Annotated in this window: 2 rRNA genes (1 of these 2 cut by a window edge); both read left to right on the top strand. The window is 54.1% G+C overall.

The window, feature by feature from the left end:
• A 23S ribosomal RNA gene (locus ABUH87_RS16555) occupies window positions 1-2,209 on the top strand; it begins 599 nt to the left of the window's first position.
• A gap of 135 nt (window positions 2,210-2,344) precedes the next feature.
• A 5S ribosomal RNA gene (gene rrf, locus ABUH87_RS16550) occupies window positions 2,345-2,459 on the top strand.
• The last annotated feature ends 41 nt before the right edge of the window (window positions 2,460-2,500 follow it).

Genomic DNA, 2,500 nt, shown 5'->3' with positions numbered 1-2,500 from the left:
CAGCGTACCTCTTGCATAATGGGTCAGTGACTTAATTTATCGAGCAAGCTTAAGCCGTTAGGTGTAGGCGCAGCGAAAGCGAGTCTGAATAGGGCGACTGAGTTCGATGAATTAGACCCGAAACCCGGCGATCTAGGCATGACCAGGTTGAAGGTGCGGTAACACGCACTGGAGGACCGAACCGTTGAATGTTGAAAAATTCTCGGATGAGTTGTGTTTAGGGGTGAAAGGCCAATCAAGCCGGGAAATAGCTGGTTCTCCGCGAAATCTATTGAGGTAGAGCGTCGGATGATTGCCGATGGGGGTAGAGCACTGGATGGGCTAGGGGGTCGCGAGATCTACCAAACCTAACCAAACTCCGAATACCATCGAGTCTAGTCCGGCAGACAGACGGCGGGTGCTAAGGTCCGTCGTCAAAAGGGAAACAGCCCTAACCTACAGCTAAGGTCCCCAAGTCATCACTAAGTGGGAAAGCATGTGGGAATCCCAAAACAACCAGGAGGTTGGCTTAGAAGCAGCCATCCTTTAAAGAAAGCGTAACAGCTCACTGGTCTAAATAAGGGTTCCTGCGGCGAAAATGTAACGGGGCTCAAGTGATGCACCGAAGCTTAGGGTGTGATCGTTTACGATCACGCGGTAGCGGAGCGTTCCGTAAGCGAGTGAAGTGGAAGGGTAACCGACCATGGACGTATCGGAAGTGCGAATGCTGACATGAGTAGCGACAAAGAGGGTGAGATACCCTCTCGCCGAAAGACCAAGGGTTCCTGCTTAAAGCTAATCTGAGCAGGGTGAGCCGGCCCCTAAGACGAGCCCGAAGGGGGTAGTCGATGGGAACCACGTTAATATTCGTGGGCCTGGTGGTGTGTGACGGATCACGTGTGTTGTCTGACCTTATTGGATTGGTCAGGCTTCGAAGTGGTTCCAGGAAATAGCCCCACCGTATAGACCGTACCCGAAACCGACACAGGTGGTCAGGTAGAGTATACCAAGGCGCTTGAGAGAAGTATCCTGAAGGAACTCGGCAAATTGCCTCCGTACCTTCGGAAGAAGGAGGCCCTCAGCTTGCGCAAGCAGGTTGAGGGGGCACAGGCCAGGGGGTAGCGACTGTTTAGCAAAAACACAGGACTCTGCTAAGTCGGCTTCAAGACGACGTATAGGGTCTGACGCCTGCCCGGTGCTCGAAGGTTAAGAGGAGGAGTGCAAGCTCCGAATTGAAGCCCGAGTAAACGGCGGCCGTAACTATAACGGTCCTAAGGTAGCGAAATTCCTTGTCGGGTAAGTTCCGACCTGCACGAATGGCGTAACGACTTCCCCACTGTCTCCAGGATATGCTCAGCGAAATTGAATTCTCCGTGAAGATGCGGAGTACCCGCGGTTAGACGGAAAGACCCCGTGCACCTTTACTGCAGCTTCAGAGTGGCATTAGGAAATAACTGTGTAGCATAGGTGGGAGGCTTTGAAGCGACGGCGCCAGCTGTCGTGGAGCCATAGGTGAAATACCACCCTGTTGTTTTCTGATGTCTAACCACGCACCGTTAGCCGGTGCTGGGACCCTCTGTGGCGGGTAGTTTGACTGGGGCGGTCGCCTCCTAAAGAGTAACGGAGGCGCGCGATGGTAGGCTCAGGACGGTTGGAAACCGTCTGCAAGAGTGCAATGGCATAAGCCTGCCTGACTGCGAGACTGACGAGTCGAGCAGAGACGAAAGTCGGTCATAGTGATCCGGTGGTCCCTCGTGGAAGGGCCATCGCTCAACGGATAAAAGGTACGCCGGGGATAACAGGCTGATGATTCCCAAGAGCTCATATCGACGGAATCGTTTGGCACCTCGATGTCGGCTCATCACATCCTGGGGCTGGAGCAGGTCCCAAGGGTTTGGCTGTTCGCCAATTAAAGTGGTACGTGAGCTGGGTTCAGAACGTCGCGAGACAGTTTGGTCCCTATCTGCCGTGGGCGTCGATACTTGAGAGGAGTTGTCCCTAGTACGAGAGGACCGGGATGAACATGCCTCTGGTGTACCTGTCGTGGCGCCAGCCGCGCAGCAGGGTAGCTATGCATGGACGGGATAACCGCTGAAAGCATCTAAGCGGGAAGCCTCCCTCAAGATTAGGTATCTTCGAGTCGTGATAGACCATCACGTTGATAGGCCGGGTGTAGAAGTGCGGTAACGCATGGAGCTAACCGGTCCTAATCACTCTGATCATGCTTGCAGAATCCCACCATCAACGACAGTCCTGCCAATCAGCAGGCACGCGTCGGTGGACGATGAAACCAGCCAGACACACATCGAACATGCACGGATAAACATCGATTAAAAACCCGATACGAAACGCGCCCGCTCCATTGCTTGGTGGCCATAGCGTCAGTGACCCACCCGATCCCATCTCGAACTCGGCCGTGAAACCTGACAGCGCCAATGGTACTAACGCTCAAGCGTTGGAAGAGTAGGACGTCGCCAGGCATTGAAGCAGGCGCGTAACTCGTATCGATCAAACCCATTCA

This window comes from Novosphingobium rhizovicinum (assembly GCF_040813635.1).
Classification (GTDB): domain Bacteria; phylum Pseudomonadota; class Alphaproteobacteria; order Sphingomonadales; family Sphingomonadaceae; genus Novosphingobium; species Novosphingobium rhizovicinum.
Note: the sequence above shows the minus strand (reverse complement) of the source record. Positions and strands in the feature narration are given on the sequence as shown.